Origin of the sequence: Nostoc sp., assembly GCF_036917935.1 — a bacterium.
GTDB lineage: Bacteria > Cyanobacteriota > Cyanobacteriia > Cyanobacteriales > Nostocaceae > Nostoc.
This window is the reverse complement of the sequence record NZ_JBALEL010000015.1, coordinates 17,412-36,936: the sequence shown is the minus strand read 5'-3', so window position 1 is coordinate 36,936 and position 19,525 is coordinate 17,412. Positions and strand designations below refer to the sequence as shown.

The window sequence follows — 19,525 nt, the reverse complement described above, 5'->3', positions numbered from 1 at the left end:
ATGAAATTTGCTGTTCAGGTTCGCACAAAAACTTATTTTGTCTCCCAGCGTAGTCATGCTTAAAATAATACGGACATTGCTAACAAGTACTCCAACAAATTTATTAACAAAACTTTACCTCTGTCAATTGGAAGAGTTTTGAACTAGTGTAAAAATAAGTTAGTTGAGGATTAAATCATGAAATTTGGAATTGATAGCGGGCACAATTGTCCACCAGATACAGGAGCCAGGGGGATTAAATTTGAGGATAATTTAACTCTAGATGTAGGTAATAGAGTTATAGCCAAGTTAAGAGCTTTGGGAAACGAAGTCGTAGTATGTAGACCAAGTAGTGCTAGTACAGTACGTGACTCACTCTCAAAGAGATGTTCTACAGCTAACGGGAGCAAAGTAGATATTTACGTCTCGATTCATTTTAACTGCTTTAACGGACAAGCGAACGGCACAGAAGTATTTGCAACTAGTGATACAGGAAGAAAAATCGCTAAACCTGTATTAGATGAAATCGTCAAATTAGGATTTTTTAGTCGCGGCGTTAAGAGTGGTTCCCACTTGTATGTTCTGAAAAATACAGATATGCCTGCGATTCTGGTAGAAGGTTGCTTCATCGATTCGCAAAAAGATATGAATCTTTATAATCCGGAAGCAATAGCTAATGCGATCGTCAAAGGCTTAACTGGTAAAGTGTCAAGTACTCCTGTTAACCCTGTACCAGATGAAGAGGAGAACATAGATACAACTATTCTCAGACTGCAAAAAGCCTTAAATAGACTAAAAATAACCGATAAAAATGCTAAGGGGTTAGTGGAAGATGGTTTCACTGGGGGTAACACCAAATCTGCCGTAGAAACATTTCAGACTATTGTCGGAGTTCAGCCAACTGGAATTGCTGATGACACTACATGGAATGCCATAAATCTAATTTTGGCAAAACGAATTATCAGACCAAACCATGCCGGTGGTGCAGTTGTCAGATACTTGCAATACCGTTTAGGTGTTGATAATGATGGCGTCTACGGCCCGCAAACAGAGGTTATAGTTAAGAACTTTCAAAAGCAAAATGGTTTAGATGCCGATGGGATTGTCGGGCCTGCTAGCTGGCAGAAATTAATTGGTTAGGCTGATGGTGACTAGAGACTAGGAACTGGGGGAGTAGTAGTGCTGAGTAAAGAAGTGGGGAATCTGACTTCTTTACTCAGAACTCCTCACGGGCTAAACCCTAGCTATCCGCTAACGGAACTGTTTTGCCTAATGATTAGGCGACCATCAATCTTGGGTTGACCCCAAATAATTAAAAGAAATAACCAGGGCGTAGGAACTCACCTATGCTGCTGACAAGGATATGTTCAACTTAACCAAGTTTGCATTTGATAAGTATCAATCGCATTTGGTCACAGGTAATTTCCTATCGCTCTGGTGCTTTTTTGGCGGTGAAGTTTCGCCAAAAGTATAAAAGTAAAGGGCTTTTCAAGACTATAACAATCACTACTGTTTTGTTGTATAAATAAACACGATTTTTGCGAACTTTGAAATTTCTTGCCGATGTCATATCAAGGCTGATACAACTCTTCCAGATGTTCGGGTTCTACAACCCACAGTAAAGACGTTGCACTGCAACGTCTTTACATTATCGAATTGGTATTTTTTTGATACCTGAAATTCATCATCCTAGTGTGTATATATAAGCTTGTCTTAACCGCCTTACCATCTCTCGACGCACCTCATTTTGGACGCGGTTTCCACGTCGCCAGTGTTCTAACTGAATATTATCAACGTAGAAGCGCACAGAAAATTGCATACCAGAGCCTTGGATATCAGTTAGCTGAACTTGTGGCTCTTTCCAGGCAGTATTAGACTCTTTAAAACTATCATGTAGCCATTCGACAAATTTTAAGGAATAGTCATCTAATCTACTTTCATCTACTCCGGGATTTGCGATTTTTTGAAATAGTTTATTCAGTTTAATTTTTAGAAGGTCAATTTTTTGCTCCCATTCATCTGGTAAAAGATGTTGGTCTTCAACTACTAAATCAGGATCTTTTAGCCAAGCTTGATACCATTGGCGAATCAAGCCAATCAGAGTTGGTTTCTCAGTCTGCTCTTGTTCTTCTAGGCGCGATCGCAGACGTTTCCCCTTGCGTTCTGTGATCACTACCAGCCCCACAATGTTCACTATTTCTAGATAGTTTTTCTGGAGAGTTTTCAGTTCTTCTGGATTCAATCCACCCTTTTCTAGCTTCTTAACTTCTCTAACAAAATCTTCAAATGCTTGCTCAATTTTTTGCAGTTGCCCGTTCACATCTTTTTCAACTAATAAACGCAGCCGTCCGGCTTCTTTTTTTGACAGTTTATCATCCTTGGGTTCTCTCAATGCAGCAAAACTGTCTAAATATTGAAGTTTTTCATCAAGATCACCTAATATGTCTGGATGACCGACGATAATTTGTTGCAGAATGTTTGTTGCTACCACTGCATCAGCATCAACTCTAACTGACACTTTAATTGTATAAGCGTAGTGAGTTGTCGGACGACTGAGATTGACTATGTTTTGACCTCCCAAAGTCGTGTTTGGTGTATACACCTCGCAATGCTCGTTAATCAGATATAGTTTTGTCACCCGGATGCCAATGTGTTTAATAATTGCAATTGAACCATCTGGCATGGAAATCACATCTCCAAATCTAAAGGGTGTATCAACTAACAAAACCAACCCACTGAAAAAATCGCTTAAAATATCTTTTACTGCCAATCCCAAAACTACAGTGATGCTACCTATTGCTAACCCAATTCCTGTTAAATCAACCCCAATGGTGCTGAAAAATAGAGATATTCCAATTAGGTAAGTGATGATTGGGATAAAATTTTGTAAGAGTGGAATTAATACGTCATCCCAGACAGCCTCAGTTTTTCGGGCGTAGTCTTTTAAGTAGTAGACTGCTGCTTCTGTAAACAACAAAGTTATGCCGTAAGTGAAAGCAAGAATTAAAAAAGCCGTGAGTCCTCGATCAATCAAATTAATAATTCCCCCTGTTCCTAGTTGAGTCAGAGAGAGTTTTAAACTCGCCAGGATAAAAATAGCGATCGCCGGGATTTGTAAGATCCCAAGGATGAACAGGGCTGTATCTTTTTCTGTGCGGCGAAGAAACGATCGCAGTAAATAGAACAATAATATATAGAGTACAAATGCCACAACTATGGATGCGCCGAATGTATAAAAGGAAGAGCTAATTTGTGCGCCTGTTGGAAAAGTTGGAGGTGGTGGTACTACAGAAGCTTTTGATGCAGATTGTGCGGCTTGGGCGATCAGAGTATAATTCATTAGTGCCTACTTCAAGTATTGCAATTTAAAATAAGTTGCTCTGCCTATTTGGGATTTTCGATTTCCGGAAAAATCCCAAATTGAATCACTCTTGAGTTCTTTGTTGTTAAAAAAAAGTGCTAAATTAACCTTCGGTACTTTCAGCACAAACGGGAATTCCACCGCTGATTCTGTGATAGAGGGCGCTAAAGAAAGCATCAATACTTTTATCGTCGGCAGTATTTTTTTCTAAGTTCTTGGCGCGAGTACTCGCTACCTTCAGCCAATATTTGAGAAATTTCAGTGCGATCGCTGCTAAAATCAAAGTGCCAATGCTCTGAGCTATGCCAATTCCTAGTGTCACCCAAAATATTGATGGAATACGCTCAATCAATAAGAGGATGTATTGCTGAAGGTTTTCGCCGCGATAAACTAGATAACCATTAGTACCCACAATCAGAATACACGACACCAAACAAGTAAGTAACAATAACCCTGTGATATTTCGGCGGAGGGTTTTGATACTTCTATCTTCGCTTTTAAGTATAGATATCTTAGTAAATAGCTTGAATAACTTGCCTAAAAGCCAGTTTATTAATAAAAAAACCAAGATTACAAGGCTGATTTCAGCCAAAATGATTAATATATTCATGTCTGAGCATAAAACTGAAGTATTTTAACGGTTGTATTGTCAAAACCTATTGAGAATATTAAGAAATCTCTATAGATAGATGATAATTATTTCATATAATCACAACTTGTCAAGCTATTAACATTTTATTCACATGTTAACTTTTCGTATCACCTTCACCGACTCCAAGCGATGCTAATGGATGATTACCGCTTCATCTCATGTCCGCATAATTAGTTGTGATGCTCACAGTCATTGCACCCCACCCCTGAATCTCCTGGGAGACAAAGCGTAGCTTCGGCAAAGTGGGGTGATTCGGGTTTAAACGGTTTGAACTATGCAACTTAAAAGCGCATCAGCTTATCTAGCATCAATATCCTCACAATCCATCTGCACCACACAATTTCTTCCTTGTGCTTTTGCCTCGTAGAGTCCTTGGTCAGCAGCAGCAATTAAGGTTGCAGGAGATAATTGGCTATGAGGAGTGATGGTTGCCACACCAAGACTTAGGGTAATGAATTCACTGACCTGAGAATGGGAATGAGGCATTTGTAATGCACTAACATTAGTCTGAATATCTCTTGCAACTGCAATGGCCTCTTCCATATCAGTATTCGGCAAAATGACTGCAAACTCTTCTCCACCATAACGAGCAACTAAATCAGCAGGGTGTTTAACTGTTTGAGAGATTACCTTAGCAACCTGTCTGAGTGCATCATCTCCTGCCAGATGCCCATAGGTATCGTTGTAAAGCTTAAAGTAATCGACATCACACAAAATCAAAGATAGTGAGCCTTGCTCTCGTGCCAACCGTTGCCACTCTGCGTTGAATGTGTCATCAAAGCAGCGTCGATTAGCCACTTGGGTTAGACCATCGGAAGAGGCAAGACGCTGTAATTCCTGGTTTGCTTGTTGTAATTGGTGGTAAAGTTCTGATTGCTGAATAGCGATCGCAGCTTGACCTGCTAACTGGTTAAACAAGTTAATCTCAGATTGCTGCCATTGTCTGGCGTGACGGCATTGGTGAGCAATCAATAGTCCCCACAAACGCTCTTGCTGCAAAATGGGGACTATAAGGTTTGCCCGGATTTGCAAACTTCGGAGGAGGTCAACATGACACGGCGATAGTCCCGCAGCTTGAGTATCTTCAATCGCTTTAGTATTGCCTTGTTGGTAGTAAGTTGCTCGCGTGGATTTAAAGCACGTATCCATGACGTGAAATCCCAAAATGGATATGCACCCTTCTGCTAAGGATTCTACAGCAACTAAACCACTCCAGTCTGGCTTAAACTGGTAGATCACCACTCGGTCTAAGTCAAACAGTTGTCGCACCTCATCTACCGTGGTTTGCAAAATCTCGTCTAACTCCAACGATTGGCGAATACGCTGTGTCACAGCCGTGACAATTCGCTCAGAATCGCTTTGGTGTGGAACCTGCCGCTCAACCAGCTGAGAATTTGCCGATGCTACAGTTAATGCGATGGCATTAAAGTGAGGGGTTGTAGTCACAGGCACTGCACTAGGTTTAGCAATCAAATAGCCTTGAGCAAGATTTGCACCTCGTTCTCGCAGCCAATTCAGTTCCTCAATGCACTCAATTCCTTCAGCAACGGTCTGGATATTTAACTTTTGAGTAATCTCTAGAAGCTTCTCGGTAATCGAAGCTTTGTAAAGGTCTTGATGCACATCTCGAATTAACTCCATATCCAGCTTGATAAAGTCTGGACGTAACTGATGCAGCAAGTTTAGGCTGGAATAGCCAGAACCCAGGTCATCAAGGGCGACTAAAAACCCAGTATTCCGGTAGTATTGCAGCACTGCCTTCAAATGGTCTAAATCTTGAGGTTTGTCTGATTCCACGACTTCAAAAACAACTCGATCGTGGGAAATGCCGGCAGCATCAATTGCCTCTACCGTGCTACGTAGGCAAAAAGCTGGATCATAAAGTGACGTTAGTGCAAAATTGATGAAGATGTGTCCACTTACTTGATGGCGACTGACTTGAGTGATTGCGCTGAGGCGAGCAATTTGGTCGAGTTGTGGTATGAGTCCGGCTTCGGTTGCTAACTCCAGAATTGGTTTCGGTAGCATTAAATTGCCTTGTTCATCCAGTCCCCGCAAGAGCGATTCATATCCAAAAATCTGCGATGTATCCTTAATTGAGACAATTGGTTGGAAGTAAGTGGTGAATCGTTCTGTTTCCAGCATTTCAACCAGCCAGTCGGATTGGTTTAACTTAATGAAGCGTTGTAATGAGGCGATGTCACTAAAATCCTGGATTTCAGGTTGAATAGCGCCTCGAATGAAAAGGACTTGCGTCTCTTTTAATTCTCTCGGTGCAAGTAGTTTGGCCAGGTTACGGGCAATTTCTAGGGACTGTCCGGGTTTACAGTCCAAACTCAAACCTGGTCGCTCGTGCATCAGTTCATACTTAAGAGTAAACTGCTGTAGGTAGGAGGTGACTTTTTGCAGAGTATGTGGAACGGGGAACCAGAAAAAGAGCCTACCTGCCTCCTTAGTCCGGCAGCGTGCAACATTGCGACAAGCACAGGTTTTGGAGATAGGACGTATTTGGCTCATGGCTAATTAATGTGCTTAATCCGATTTAGTCTATTATTCCCACTCTTCTTACTGTAAAAGATAAACTACACTTCAAATACATGAAGATTTGATGAGTTAAGTCAACTGAATAATTTAGCTGAGTCAGACAATTTTAGATTTTAGATTTTAGATTTTAGATTTTAGATTGACCCCAGCAATCAAGTCAGGGGCAAGTCATTTAATTTCAGATTTGGGATTAAAGAATTATTCTCGCGTTGAAATTCGCTTGCTCTAGACCTTTTTAAATTTGGGATATTGAATCTTCATAGCTCCCATTAGGAGGAACTTTTAGCTGGATTCATTCAGAGTAAATATACCAGGGAACAGGCTTGAAAGTCTCTTGGTGTTAGTGTTTTCTGATTAGCTGATGTCAACCGCTACCTGGCAACTGCTATATACAGCGTATTTCAGGTAAATGAAGTACACGGGTAGGGGCACAACATGTTGTGCCCCTACGATTATCTGTACCTCACTATGTTGCAATCTGCTGTATATTTTTTCAGAATCAACCTACCCTCAAGAAACAACAAAATCTTTGAAACCAGTTAATACCGTATCTCCTCTTTTAGAGGATATTTGAAGTTGTAAACTGCTGTATACCCTGTATTCTGTGAGCCTCAAAATTAGTTAAAATACCACGGCGCTTTATTGCCGCTCGTTTCCCGCATCCCGTGTATTCCTATTATGAGATAAAAGTACTCAGTCTTTTAACTCAGCACTCTTCATGCGGTTTATGCATAGCAACCAAACACTCAGCCATTCCCACTCTTGCCAATCAGAGTTGCAATTGCCTTGACTAACTCCTCCGGTTCGACGGGTTTGGACAAATGCTTTTGAAACCCTGATTCAAGTGCTTGTTGCTGATTGATTTCTCCGGCATAAGCAGTTAAAGCGATCGCCGGAATTTGTTTGGTTTGTTTGGCCTGCAATGCCTTAACTTGGCGCATCAGCATATAGCCATCTGTCTCTGGCATCCCAATATCACTGAGCAGAATATCTGGTTCTGACTCTGCTAAGACTTGCAGTGCTTCTTTTGCTGATGTAACTGCTGTCACCATTGCTCCAGCCTGTTCTAGCACAAATGTGTGGAAGTCACGGGTATCATCGTCGTCATCCACTACTAAGATTTGGATGCCTGCAAGGATTTCAGTTGAAGGAGAAGGATTTAATGCAGCAATATTGATGAGTTGTTTTGGGGTTAAATCTTTTTTAATTAGCGGTATCCTGACTCTGAAAATAGCTCCTTGCCCTTCACCTAAACTTTCTGCCCAAATTGTGCCGCCATGTAATTCGATCAAATGACGGACAATTGCTAACCCTAACCCCAAGCCACCAAATTTTCGGGTTGTCGTGCCGTCAGCCTGACGAAAATATTCAAACACATAAGGGAGAAAGTCCGGGTTGATTCCCTTACCTGTGTCGCTGACGGTAATCTGAGCTTGAGCGTCAACACGCTCCAGTTGAATATCAATTTTTCCTCCTTCGGGAGTGAATTTAACGGCATTCGATAAGAGATTCCAGACAACTTGTTGTAAACGACCGGAATCACCCAAAACGTAGCCTAAAGAAGCATCTAGCATCGTTTGAATTTGAATATTTTTAGCTTCTGCTGCCAAACGTACTGTTTCCAATCCCCCCTCAATCACTTGCACTAGGTTGACAGGAAACATCTTCAGGTTGAGCTTGCCTTGTAAGATCCGAGAGACATCGAGCAAATCTTCAATTAGTTGAGCTTGTAATTTAGCATTTCGCTCGATGGTTGCGATCGCTTTCTTGAATTCTGCTGCGCCAAACTCACGAGTCTGCAAGAGTCTCGCCCAACCAAGAATGGGATTGAGAGGCGATCGCAATTCATGGGAAAGCACCGCCAGAAACTCATCTTTAATCCGGTTGGCTGTTTCGGCTTCAGTTCTGGCAGCTTGCTCAAGTTCTAGGAGGCGATCGCGTTCGGCTTCTGCGACTTTGCGTTCTGTAATGTCAATCACTGAGCCGATATAACCTTTAAACTCACCGTCCACGCCAAACCAGGGATTAGCCGCATCGATGCAAGAGCGATACTCGCCGTCTTTGCGCCGCAAGCGGTACTCTAAACGGAAAGCCGAGCAGCTGCTAGTAGCTTCAAGAAAAACATTTCTGGCATCATTGTAGTCCTCTGGATGCACAGCATTCAACCAGCCAAATCTTAGACCCATTTCCTGGCTCTGACCTGTAAAGTCGTACCAGCTTTGACTGAGGTAGGTGCAGTAGCTATTGGTGTCTGTTACCCAAACCATGAAGGGGGCATTGTCAGCCATGTTGCGGAACTTTTCTTCGCTTTCACGAAGGGCTTTTTCTGCCTGTTTGCGATCGCTAATCTCTGTAACAAAAATGCTTACTCCAAAAGTATTGGGGTAGACGCGATTCTCAAACCAGCGCTGCCAAGCCGGGTAAAAGTATTCAAACTGAATAACGGTGTTTTGTGCAATCGCCCGATGAACCTCGGTATAAAACTCACTTTTAACCACATCGGGAAAAACTTCCCAAATGATCCTACCCAGCAACTCTTCCTTTTGGATACCAACAACTTTTACTACCCGTTCATTGACAAAGCTATAACGCCACTCTCGATCCAATACAAAGAACTGGTCTTGGATGCCAGCTATGACAGTCTCTAGGTGTGCTTTGGCAACCTCAGCTTCAATTCGCAGCCCTTGCTCGCGTTCCATTGCCTCCCGGCGCAGACGAGCCATTTTTAGGGCTGCTTCTACTCGCGCCAACAATTCACGGGCAGAGAAAGGTTTAATCAGATAATCATCGGCTCCCGCTTCTAACCCTTCTACCCGTGCTTCTTCCCCCGCCCGTGCTGATAACAGGATGATTGGAACTTTTTGCGTCTGGGGATGGGCTCGTAATTCTCGCAGCAATCCAAAGCCATCTAATCCAGGCATCATCACATCTGTCAATACCAAGTCTGGGACACACCCACGAGCAGAATCCAAAGCAGCTAAACCGTCCGGTACTGATTCCACCTCATACTGCTGACTTAATAGCCGCTTGATATAATCGCGCATATCTGAGTTATCGTCAGCCAGGAGAATTCGGGGGAGAGAGGGTGACAGGTGATAGGTAATAGGTGATAAGTAAGATTCTTCCCCGTTCCCTGTTCCCTGTTCCCTGTTCCCTTCTTCCGGTAGCCAACGCAGGGCTTCTTCTAGATAGGGTGTTGCACCTAATGCGGTTGAAGCTAAAGTTCGAGAGGCACTAATTCGGTTTGGAGGCAAATGAGCATATCCTGTTGGAATTGACACAGTAAAGCAACTGCCTGCTCCGAGAACACTGGTAACATGAACTGTTCCACTATGCATTTGCACCAATTCTTGCACCAGTGACAATCCAATTCCTGACCCTTCAAAAGTTCGTCCTTGCGCCCCTTTGACGCGGTGGAATCGTTCAAAAAGGTGGGGGATTTCTTCGCCTGCGATACCGATTCCGGTGTCTTTGACTGCGAACTCAATATGGTCATTTGACCACTGCAAACTGACCGCAATTTCTCCGGCCATCGTGAACTTGAAGGCATTCGAGAGCAGGTTAAGAACAATCTTTTCCCACATCTCTCGATCTACATATACTGGTGCTGGAAGGGAAGGACAATTGACTGATAACTGCATTCCTGCCCGTTCTACTGCTGAACGAAATACACTAGCTAGTTCGGCGGTGAAGGTAGCAAGGTTGGTGGGTTCATAAGAGGCTTGAACCCGTCCGGCTTCAATGCGCGAAAAATCTAGCAAGCTGTTAACCAGTTTCAGCAGCCGAAGTCCGTTACGTTGCACCATTTCTAGCTGCTCTCGTTCTTTAGCTGGAAGCAGGGTGGCACAATTGGTTAAGGTTTCCTCTAATGGCCCCAACATCAGGGTAAGTGGGGTACGGAACTCATGGCTGACGTTACTAAAAAAGACCGTTTTCGCACGATCAATTTCTGCCAAGGCTTCAGCGCGTTTGCGTTCTTCCTCGTAAGCTTGGGCGTTAGCGATGCTGGCTGCAATTTGAGCCGCAACTAAATCGATGAATCCTTTATAATTGTCGTCGAATAGCCTGAAGGGGTTCAAACCCGCAATCAATATACCAGCTTTTCCCGTTTGACCTGATGGGGCAATGGGTATTGCGATCGCTTGATGAGGCGATCGCTGCCAAACACCACAAGGTAAACTACTAAAAGACACTTCCAAATCAGAAATCAGTTTTGCTCGATGCGTTTTGATCACTTCCGCAAAGGGCCAAACCCCATCAGCATCGAGAGCCACTGTTTCCGGAACTGCTACGTGGTTTTGCCCGATACGGCACGTTCCAGCCAGAAAAACTTCCTGCTTATCAGGATCAACCAGATAAATCATTGCGAAAGGGAGATCGTAAGGGTTGCTCTCCAGACAACTCGCACTCAACGTACAGGCTTGATCGAATGTCCGCGCGTCTGCCGTCCTCGCCGCTAGTTCGCGCAAAAGTGCCAACTGACGCTCACCGATAATCCGCTGTGTGTCGTCTGTATTGGCGCAGATGATCCCACCTGTGTCGCCCTGGTCATTAGGAACCGGGCTATATGAAAAAGTATAATAGGTTTCCTCCGGGTAGCCATTGCGCTCCATAATTAGCAGCAGGGCTTCGTCGTAAGTGCCCTCATTCTTCAGCATCGCTGATTCGGCTCGAGGCCCAACCTGATCCCATATTTCCCGCCACACATAGGAAGCTGGCTGCCCAAGCGCTTCTGGATGTTTGCCGCCAATAATAGCCTTGTAAGCGTCATTGTAAAGGTTAATCAGTTCCTCGCCCCACCAAACAAACATGGCTTGACGGGAAGTTAGCATAATCCGCACGGCAGTCTTCAAACTCTGTGGCCACTGCTGTGTTGGGCCAAGGGACGTTTTTGACCAATCCCATTCTCGCATCCTAGCACCCATTTCACCCCCGCCGAGAAGGAAATTTACGTCGGCGTTGCTTGCTAACGTTGACTCGTTCTTCATTAATTCCTCTCGATTGGTCATGCGTCGGTTACAGGCTAAATCTCTGGTTGTCTTTTAGTAAAAATCCTTTATAAATCAGACCTTTAGGCTCCTCAACAGTCATTTTAAAGGATATTCAAAGGCATATACAGCATGATATGCCAACTCTGCTGTGACTTTTTATTGTCTCCTTTATATCATCGATATTCTAAGCTACCAAGGCCAATTCTTATTCAGAACTGATCGAAGAAAGGCAGGGGACAGGGGGCAGGGGGTTTTAGAAAATAATTCTCCCTAGAGCCAAAAGGGTCTAAGAGCAACTAAATTTATTATTTATGAAAAATAAAAAAAGAGTCAGAAAAAAGTCAGATCAGATAAGTAATTAAGCGAACATGACATAACACGCATTAGAATACGAAATTTGTAGTATCCCCTTGACATTATGTCGATTTCATACTACAAATGTAGTATGAAAATAAAGACGACAACAAAAGGCAAAACTAAAACCCCTTGGCTTGGAACCTTGACAATTGCATAGATGCAACTTTTGGGGCCGCGATTGGTGTTCGACTGCTCCGAAGCCAACAAACGGACGGTTGCAGGATTCGGGTACCCTTCGGGAAGGTAAAGCCTACAATTCCCGACGGCTCCACTGCTTTATTGACTGCGGTTGAAGTTTTGTAAACACTTCCGGGAGCAAGATAAGAGCATCGCAATTATGCTTTCCTTGGGTCTGTAGCTCTAACGGTAGAGTTCCTAGATGTTACTTGTGCCCTAACAGAAAAAGCTTACATACTAGCTCAATAGTAGAGCTATCGTCTCTAAAACGATAAGTTGCAGGTGCGATTCCTGCGGTGTAACCACAGCTTTTTCAACTTGCACGAGGTGTGAGTGTAACTCTCACAGGGAGGGTATCGGTTCAATCCCGATCAGATCCACTAATATCAATTCGTAATTCGTAATTAAAAGAAGAGGTGATTGCAATGGTTCATATTCGATTTGAAGGGCGTTCTGTTGATGTGCCAAAAACACAATTGGGAATTGCAGCAGGGATGAATGATCTGGCAGTGAAGGAGCGGGTTGCTCGGCATCTAGATGTGAATAGCGATCGCCTCTCTGCTTACGTAATTGATCGCCGTCCTAGTGGTGATTTGATCGTCCGCCCTGAAGCTGTCTATGGTTAAATTTCCTACTCATCCGCGCCCTAACTTGTAAAGCCTACACACACCATCCGGCAACGGAATGCAGGTTCAAATCCTGTCGCTCCCTTTAATGGGAGCGTAGCCAAATTGGTATAGGCAATTGTGAAAACTGCTTTGCTAACTTGTGCGGAATTTCAATTATTTAAATCGGATTTATCTATAACCTTTACTCAATACAGAGGTGAGTTCAATGATGTTAGCTAACTCATGTTTAATAACAACTCAATTAGTACAACTGCATTTAAACAACGTGAGATATGAGCGAACATCGTTTGAGCGAGATTGTGATTGAGCGTCCTCGCGGGGGGAGGAGAATTAGCCTCAAAAAGGTGACTGGCTTTAAGAAGCAATTATACAAAATCACCGAGGATGCAATTCAGGATGGATTGTTGAATCCCTACCTGATTAAACCAATAAATAAATCTAAGTATCTTTCAGACCATCTCGGCCCTCTGCGGCGGTTTTTGCGCTCAAAAGTCGGACAGCCTTGGAATGACGTTTACAGTCAACTGTGTCAACGACTAGATCCCAGTACAATGGCAGGACAGCATGTTATCGATCATGTGTGGGACTACGTTGAACGGCATGTAGAAATAATTGATGGTGGTTTCTATAGCAAGCCTTATCGAGGGTATCGAATTCAGCTAGATGTAAGCCATCGCGATCGCTTCTATATCCATCCGGAAACTGAAATTCTTTGTGCAGCCGAGAAAGTACCTCGAAAGCAGAAGCAAAAGCAGAAGCAAACTGATATTGTCATCATTGATAATTATCATCAATACCAGAAGCTAAACGAGATTTGGTATTTAATTACCTTTGAAGATTTTCCACCGCCACCGACTCATTATGTGACGGATGTTGTCAAAGGTATAATTCATTGTTCTGCGGCAATGTATAGAGGTCGAATAATTTACGCTGTTAGGAAACAGCAGTGTAACAAGAAAGAAATTCGATTTATTTTAAATCAACTTTCTAAAACCTAAAATTTTCACTTCGTGCCCTAACTTAAAAAGCTTACATACTAGCCGAATGGTAAGGCACTTGACTGAAGATCAAGCAACTACGGGTTCAAATCCCGTGTGTGAATCAACAGCTTTTTCGACTTGCATGAGGTGATCTTATTTCATTTCAATATGGAGGTGAGAACGATGAAAAAGATTAAGTCTATTTCTGCTTTTGAACATAAGAGATCCCCCAACCCCCTTAAAAAGGGGGCTTTTAGAGTTCCCCACTTTTCGCCATTCAAGTTGCATAATCAGGGCGCTCATGTTGCCCACCCCACAAGATATTGAGAAAATTTGAATATGCAAATTAGATGTGTTTTAGCCTATCCCCCTAAATCACCCTTTTTAAGAGTGACTTTGACTCCGGTTCCCCCCTTTTTAAGGGGGGTTAGGGGGGATCTAGGTTTTAGGTTTTTAGTGCGTAAGTTCTGATCAAATTTCTCAATTGGCAGTTGTTGCCGTGCCCCGATCGCAGAAGCTTACATAAGTCTGAACAATTTATATCACAATGCTTCTACAACTTGCGCGGTGACTTGATCGCCCCGCGTGCAACATCTGCCTCCTCATCCATCACAATTAGAGGAGGTTCATAATGAACACCGCAGAACGTGACCTGCGCCTGGAAATAGTCAACAGTTTGCTCACAAGTCCTCACCGCAAGCTAGAGCAAGTTACAGAAATTCATCAGTTAATTGTTGAACTCGATCCCATCTTCTACGGACACCTGGCAGTCTGGTATCAGCGTCATGGTGATGTCCGCGACCACAAGGAGGTGTTTGTTGCTCATTTGTTAACTAGCAATTTGACTGAACACCGAGATGCTGGATTTATGATGCTGCAAGAGTTTCCTCCCTATCAGGTGGCTCGTGTGGTGGACTTTATGAAGCAGCAGCAGAATAAACTGCCTCGTTCGGCTCGGACTGCGGTACGGCGTTATCTAAAGGTACGGGAGAGTAATCCGGCTCTATTCGATCGCGCCGCTTTGCGAGGTCGTAAAGCAATGAAGCACTTATATGCTTCACTGCACGTCAAGCCAAATGAACGGGCAAATGCGATTCTATTCCGCGATACTCCTCCAGAGGGTTCCTTAGCAAATGTGCTGAAGCAGCTTGCTAAGGCAGAAAATGCCGCAGAACAGGCACGGCTGATTGTGGAGTTCAAAATTCCCTACACGATCGCAATTGGTGCGATCAAGCAACTCACACCTGTTGTACTGGTGGCGTTAATCAACAGCATGACTCCTCAAGAAGCGATCAACAACCTCAAGTCTCTCCAGACTAGAGGTGCAATGGATCACCCACAAGTCAAGAAGCTGATTGATTCCAAGCTAGAAGCAGCGTCTAAGAGTACGCGTGTCTCAGCATTCAAAGCACAGATTGCCGCAGACGCAGGAGATTTTGACGCAGACACAGTTGCCCAATTGGAAAAGGTGACAAACGAACAGGTGAAACGGCGCGGTGCGATCGCTCGTCCAACCGCTTTACTGGTGGACAAGTCTGGTTCAATGGAAAATGCGATCGCGACGGGTTTGCAACTCGCTGCCCTAATCTCTGGTATCACTAAGGCAGAACTGTTTGTCTACGCCTTCGACACCATTCCTTACGCTGTTACGGCAAAAGGCAAGGAGTTGACCGACTGGGAGCGTGCCTTCAAGCACATTAACGCTGGTGGTGGTACTAGCATCGGCTGTGCATTGGAAGCAATGCGGAAGAAGAAGCAGGTAGTTGACCAGATTATCATAGTGACGGATGAGGGCGAAAATGCGGCTCCTTACTTCGGTGAAGTCTACAAAAATTACTGCCGGGAGTTGGCGATAATGCCCAATGTGGTGATTGTCCGTGTGGGTGGTCATTACGACTGGGTGGAGAGTCAATTGAAGCAGCAGCAAGCACCTGTAGATACGTTTACTTTTGCGGGTGATTACTACAGCTTGCCGAATCTCGTCCCACTTCTAACACGCCCCTCTCGTCTGGATTTGTTGATGGAGATTCTGGATATGCCATTGCCTGTGCGAGATGATAAGTAGAAATGTATCTGAGGGTGTATTGACAATGTTTTAGCACCCTCGTGGCACAAATTAGACTTTCTAGTTTCCGTAGAAAACTGACAAATGTGTGTATGTTAAGTATAAATATCAGCTAAAGCTGTTAAAATACTTTACCGCCTTTCTCAACAAATTTAGTAATTCACCGAAAACTAGAATGGCTACACCCAAGGTCAAATTCAAACTGAGTATAAAAGAAATCTCTTTCGAGTTTGAAGGAGATCAAGCAACTGGACAAGACCTTGCAGGTACGATTAATCAGTCACTTGCTAGCATATCTGATGCACAGAATAAGTTGTTAGACGTTGAAGCTTCTCCTGTACAAGGTAGAGAGTTGCGTTCTGCTGAGATCCCTGCACTGCCAACCCAGACTGCTCGTAGAAAGAAGCGAAAACGAAAGACCGAAAGCATTCCAAGCAACGGTAGTTTCCAAAATGGAGATAGTCTTTCAAGTGGTGAGGAGAATATATCTAAGGGAAGCCGTACTAAAAAAGACTCTGCTAGTTCACAGTTAAAAGCCATACTCAATGATGGATTCTTTGCAGAAAACCATTCAGTCAAGGAAATCAGAACTGAGTTAGCTAAACGTGGTCATCACTTTGAGTCAAACCACATTTCAGGAGAGTTACTTCGTCTAACAAAAGAAGGTTTATTTGTACGTGAGAAGAACGAAGAGGATAAATGGATTTATAGACAAGCATGAATGTTGCGGAGTTACGTTCAGCAATTATTGCTTTCATGAAGGTTTGTGAAGGCATATACGCTATTTCAGAAAAGGCTTTACGAAGCAAAAAATCCCTTTCTGGAAGAAATTTTTACGCTGAAAAATTTCATATTGAAATCTTGGAAATATCAAGATTTGAATCAAATATCTTGCTTGTTATAGAATCTCATCAGATTCAGAACCTAGATTTAGCAGTACTTCGGAGCTATATCTCAGTTTTGAAATCAGAGTCTGCTAAACTTCCTCAAAGAACAGAAGCAATCAGAAAACTGCGTCTAGTTTGTCATTCTTTAATTCTGCCGTACATTGAAAATCTTACGGCTAATCCTATTCCCACAACTGAACTGGTTCTTCCCTTATCTACTGTGCAAAATACAAGGGGATATATCGAAAAAATCATTTTACAAGCCAATGGTTGTTATGAATATCAATGGTATGATGCTTGCTCTGTAATGATTCGACGATTCATCGAAACCCTCATAATAGAAGTTTATGAGACACATGGTAAGGATTCTGAGATTAAGGATACTAACGGCGATTTTATGATGCTTCGCAATCTCATAGACCAGATTTTGTCTAACAATTCATGGAATTTAGGTCGTGAGGCAAAACAAGCACTTCCGCTAATCAAGAATTTAGGAGATCGGTCAGCACATAACCGTAGATTTCTAGCTAAGAAGCAAGATATCGATAAAATAGTGCCTGGACTACGTGTTGTTGCAGATGAACTACTTTATCTAGCTGGACTGAAGTAATGCAAAGTTAGAAATGCAGTAATATATACCGGATAAGGGGCAAATTCTTGTGTAGTATGTTGTATTATATTAATATCCTGCGTGCCCCAACTCGTGTGAGCCTACATACTAGTACGAGAGGAAAGGTAACACTGTCAATACAGTGGGCGTGTGTGAACGGGGAGTACGAAGAACCTGGGAGGTAGGCTCAAAAGTAGCCATCCTTGAAAGAGTGTGTAACAACTCACCAGCGGAGTCCCTCTAGTAACTGAGAACACGCAATGCTCCACCAACTTGCACGCAGAATTATATTAATTCGTAATTAAGAAAGTTACATTTAATCACGGTTTTTAGGGTTGCATTGGTAGCCTTATTTTTTAAAATTGGTATTAGTTATGACTAACATATTTAAGCTAATCAACCAAATTGCGATCGCAGAAGCGCAATTACATACCACCCAATTCCTCGCGCCCTGTGTCAAAGGTGGACGAGTTCGCACATGGGTAGCCGGGATGATCTACACCTTCAGTCCAAAGCCTAGTAAATTTGAAGGTTGGGGCATTTTTCAGGCTGTGGATGAGAAGACAGCAACGGTTGTAGAAGAAGCAGACTTGCCCCAGGTTGCGGAATACCTGCAACACTTTCCCCAAATACGACTGCGGTTAGCACACCAACTGCGGGGACAAACTTGGTTAGCATACCCTGTGAATGAAGTAGATATGCGTCAACGGTTGAAGGTAGTTAAGCCGATCGCAGTGCATCTAGTAACTGAAGGTATCGCTTTTGAGCAAATCATTGCCCGATGGAATGGACAGTCTTGCTGGTTTGAGGAAGTAGATCGCCGTACCGATCCGGTAATTGTTGAAACTCTGCAATCTGCTGTTAAGCAACTCATTCCTGCTGAAGAATTACAGTTTAAGGGCATTACTCCAGAAATCCGCACAGTGTATGAATTAGCAACTCGGCGCATTGAGGGATTTACTCAACCTCAACAGGATGAAAAGCGACTGAGAAAGGCTTTGCAAATGGGTGGCGGTGAATTAAACCAATTCCACGATCGCAGCGATTACTGGACAGTCGATTGGACAACTGCTGATGGTGTTCGCCATAGTAGTGCGATCGCTAAAACTGATTTGACTGTTGTCAGTTCTGGTATTTGTCTGAGTGGACGCGATCGCGATTTTGACTTGCAATCCTTAGTAGGTGTGATGGAACAACAAGAGTATTAATTACGAATTATTATGAGTATCTTTTTTCACGAACAGCTTTACCGCAGCAATGCTGTGATGATAAAGTTAAAAAATTATCCTGTAACCATTTGTGGGGCTGGAGCATTAGGAGCTAACATAGCTGAAAACTTAGCTCGGTCTGGTTTTGATAAACTTACAGTGATAGATCGCGATCGCATTGAGGAGCGCAATCTTTCGACTCAGCCTTACTACCGTTCCGATGTGGGAGCGTTCAAGGCGAAGATTTTGGCGAACAATTTATATCGAGCAATTGGTACTAAAGTTGATGCTAAGACAAAGGAGTTGACACCAGCAAATACAACTCAATTACTCCAAGACAGCCAGTTAATTGTTGATGTCTTTGACAATAGTGTGGCACGTCAAGCAGTGAAAGATTATGCTGAAAAGTTAAGCGTACCTTGTCTTCATGCTGGACTATCGGTTGATTATGCAGAAGTGATTTGGAATGACCTTTATCGCGTTCCTTCCGAGGTTAATGATGATGTCTGTGATTATCCGTTGGCACGAAACCTAGTGATGTTAACCGTGGCTGTGGCGTGTGAAGCGATCGTTTCATTCGTTGCCACAGCAGAACAGCGTAACTTCAGTATCACCCAGAAGGATCTGACTGTTCAATCTCTGTTTTTGGAGATTGCGTAGATGTTTGTGATTTTAATGATAAATTGACCATCAGTCTGTCGAGAGCGTGTCAGAGGAAGAAGAAGAGTTACCTGCGGTAACGGACTGCACATCACAATTGATGACACGCCTTAGCGCTCTTTTATATCTCTCACCAGAGACATAAAAGAGCGCTAAACACCGCCGACTTCCACCACCAAAAGGTATGTACTCCCAAGGGGAATACTGCCGTCCGAGAAAACTTTCTGGATTAAGAGGCTCTGCAATTTTATTCCCACGACCAACGTCAAATTTAGAATCTTGACTGAAAATTTCTTGAATCGCTTGGGGATGGCTAAGAATTACATAAGAACCGAGTCAACTCAGCCGCATGGAAAAAATGTCTCCATACTTTTGACTATATTCTTACTGAAATTCAATCGGATCGCTTATCCATTATGACTTGC

General features: G+C 43.2%; 12 protein-coding genes, 1 tRNA gene, 1 pseudogene and 1 other annotated feature. Of the genes and pseudogenes, 9 read left to right on the top strand and 5 right to left on the bottom strand.

The features are described from left to right. Nucleotides 1-177 precede the first annotated feature (177 nt). Nucleotides 178-1,119: an N-acetylmuramoyl-L-alanine amidase gene (locus V7K62_RS06875; protein ID WP_334862989.1), complete on the top strand. Its 942-nt coding sequence runs from the start codon at nt 178-180 to the stop codon at nt 1,117-1,119. A gap of 544 nt (nt 1,120-1,663) precedes the next feature. On the opposite strand, the gene V7K62_RS06870 is transcribed toward V7K62_RS06875, so the two are convergent. The 4 genes from V7K62_RS06870 to V7K62_RS06855 form a co-directional block, all read right to left on the bottom strand. After that, nucleotides 1,664-3,319: a mechanosensitive ion channel family protein gene (locus V7K62_RS06870; protein WP_334862987.1), complete on the bottom strand. Its 1,656-nt coding sequence runs from the start codon at nt 3,317-3,319 to the stop codon at nt 1,664-1,666. A 124-nt stretch (nt 3,320-3,443) separates the two neighbouring features. After that, a complete protein-coding gene (locus V7K62_RS06865; RefSeq protein ID WP_334862985.1) occupies nt 3,444-3,950 on the bottom strand; it encodes a hypothetical protein in 507 nt (168 codons plus the stop codon). Between the two features lie 339 nt (nt 3,951-4,289). Then, nucleotides 4,290-6,509: an EAL domain-containing protein gene (locus tag V7K62_RS06860; RefSeq protein ID WP_334862983.1), complete on the bottom strand. Its 2,220-nt coding sequence runs from the start codon at nt 6,507-6,509 to the stop codon at nt 4,290-4,292. 773 nt (nt 6,510-7,282) lie between these two features. Further along, the gene (locus tag V7K62_RS06855; protein ID WP_334862981.1) at nt 7,283-11,524 is read right to left on the bottom strand and encodes an ATP-binding protein; all 4,242 of its coding nucleotides are present in this window, start codon (nt 11,522-11,524) and stop codon (nt 7,283-7,285) included. A gap of 962 nt (nt 11,525-12,486) precedes the next feature. On the opposite strand from V7K62_RS06855, the gene V7K62_RS06850 reads away from it, so the two are divergent. From V7K62_RS06850 to V7K62_RS06815, 8 genes are all read left to right on the top strand, one after another. Continuing rightward, a complete protein-coding gene (locus tag V7K62_RS06850) occupies nt 12,487-12,687 on the top strand; it encodes a hypothetical protein (protein WP_099100993.1) in 201 nt (66 codons plus the stop codon). 275 nt (nt 12,688-12,962) lie between these two features. Continuing rightward, nucleotides 12,963-13,688, top strand: a complete 726-nt coding sequence (locus V7K62_RS06845; RefSeq protein WP_334862979.1) for a hypothetical protein — start codon at nt 12,963-12,965, stop codon at nt 13,686-13,688. A gap of 32 nt (nt 13,689-13,720) precedes the next feature. Beyond that, nucleotides 13,721-13,789, top strand: a tRNA-Phe gene (locus V7K62_RS06840). A gap of 512 nt (nt 13,790-14,301) precedes the next feature. Then, a complete protein-coding gene (locus tag V7K62_RS06835; protein ID WP_334862977.1) occupies nt 14,302-15,735 on the top strand; it encodes a vWA domain-containing protein in 1,434 nt (477 codons plus the stop codon). A gap of 175 nt (nt 15,736-15,910) precedes the next feature. Beyond that, a complete protein-coding gene (locus V7K62_RS06830; RefSeq protein ID WP_334862975.1) occupies nt 15,911-16,456 on the top strand; it encodes a hypothetical protein in 546 nt (181 codons plus the stop codon). Further along, the gene (locus V7K62_RS06825; RefSeq protein WP_334862972.1) at nt 16,453-17,232 is read left to right on the top strand and encodes a DUF4145 domain-containing protein; all 780 of its coding nucleotides are present in this window, start codon (nt 16,453-16,455) and stop codon (nt 17,230-17,232) included. The genes V7K62_RS06830 and V7K62_RS06825 overlap by 4 nt, the downstream gene beginning before the upstream one ends. 174 nt (nt 17,233-17,406) lie before the next feature. Next, nucleotides 17,407-17,462: a sequence feature (23S ribosomal RNA rRNA prediction is too short), on the top strand. A 144-nt stretch (nt 17,463-17,606) separates the two neighbouring features. Beyond that, entirely contained in the window at nt 17,607-18,440 is an 834-nt protein-coding gene (locus tag V7K62_RS06820) for a hypothetical protein (RefSeq protein WP_334862970.1), read from the top strand. Nucleotides 18,441-18,452: 12 nt separating this feature from the next. Continuing rightward, nucleotides 18,453-19,100: a HesA/MoeB/ThiF family protein gene (locus tag V7K62_RS06815; protein ID WP_334862968.1), complete on the top strand. Its 648-nt coding sequence runs from the start codon at nt 18,453-18,455 to the stop codon at nt 19,098-19,100. Between the two features lie 231 nt (nt 19,101-19,331). Here V7K62_RS06815 and V7K62_RS06810 read toward each other — a convergent pair. After that, nucleotides 19,332-19,511: pseudogene (locus V7K62_RS06810) on the bottom strand (cytochrome P450); the annotation flags it as partial. Nucleotides 19,512-19,525: the final 14 nt, after the last annotated feature.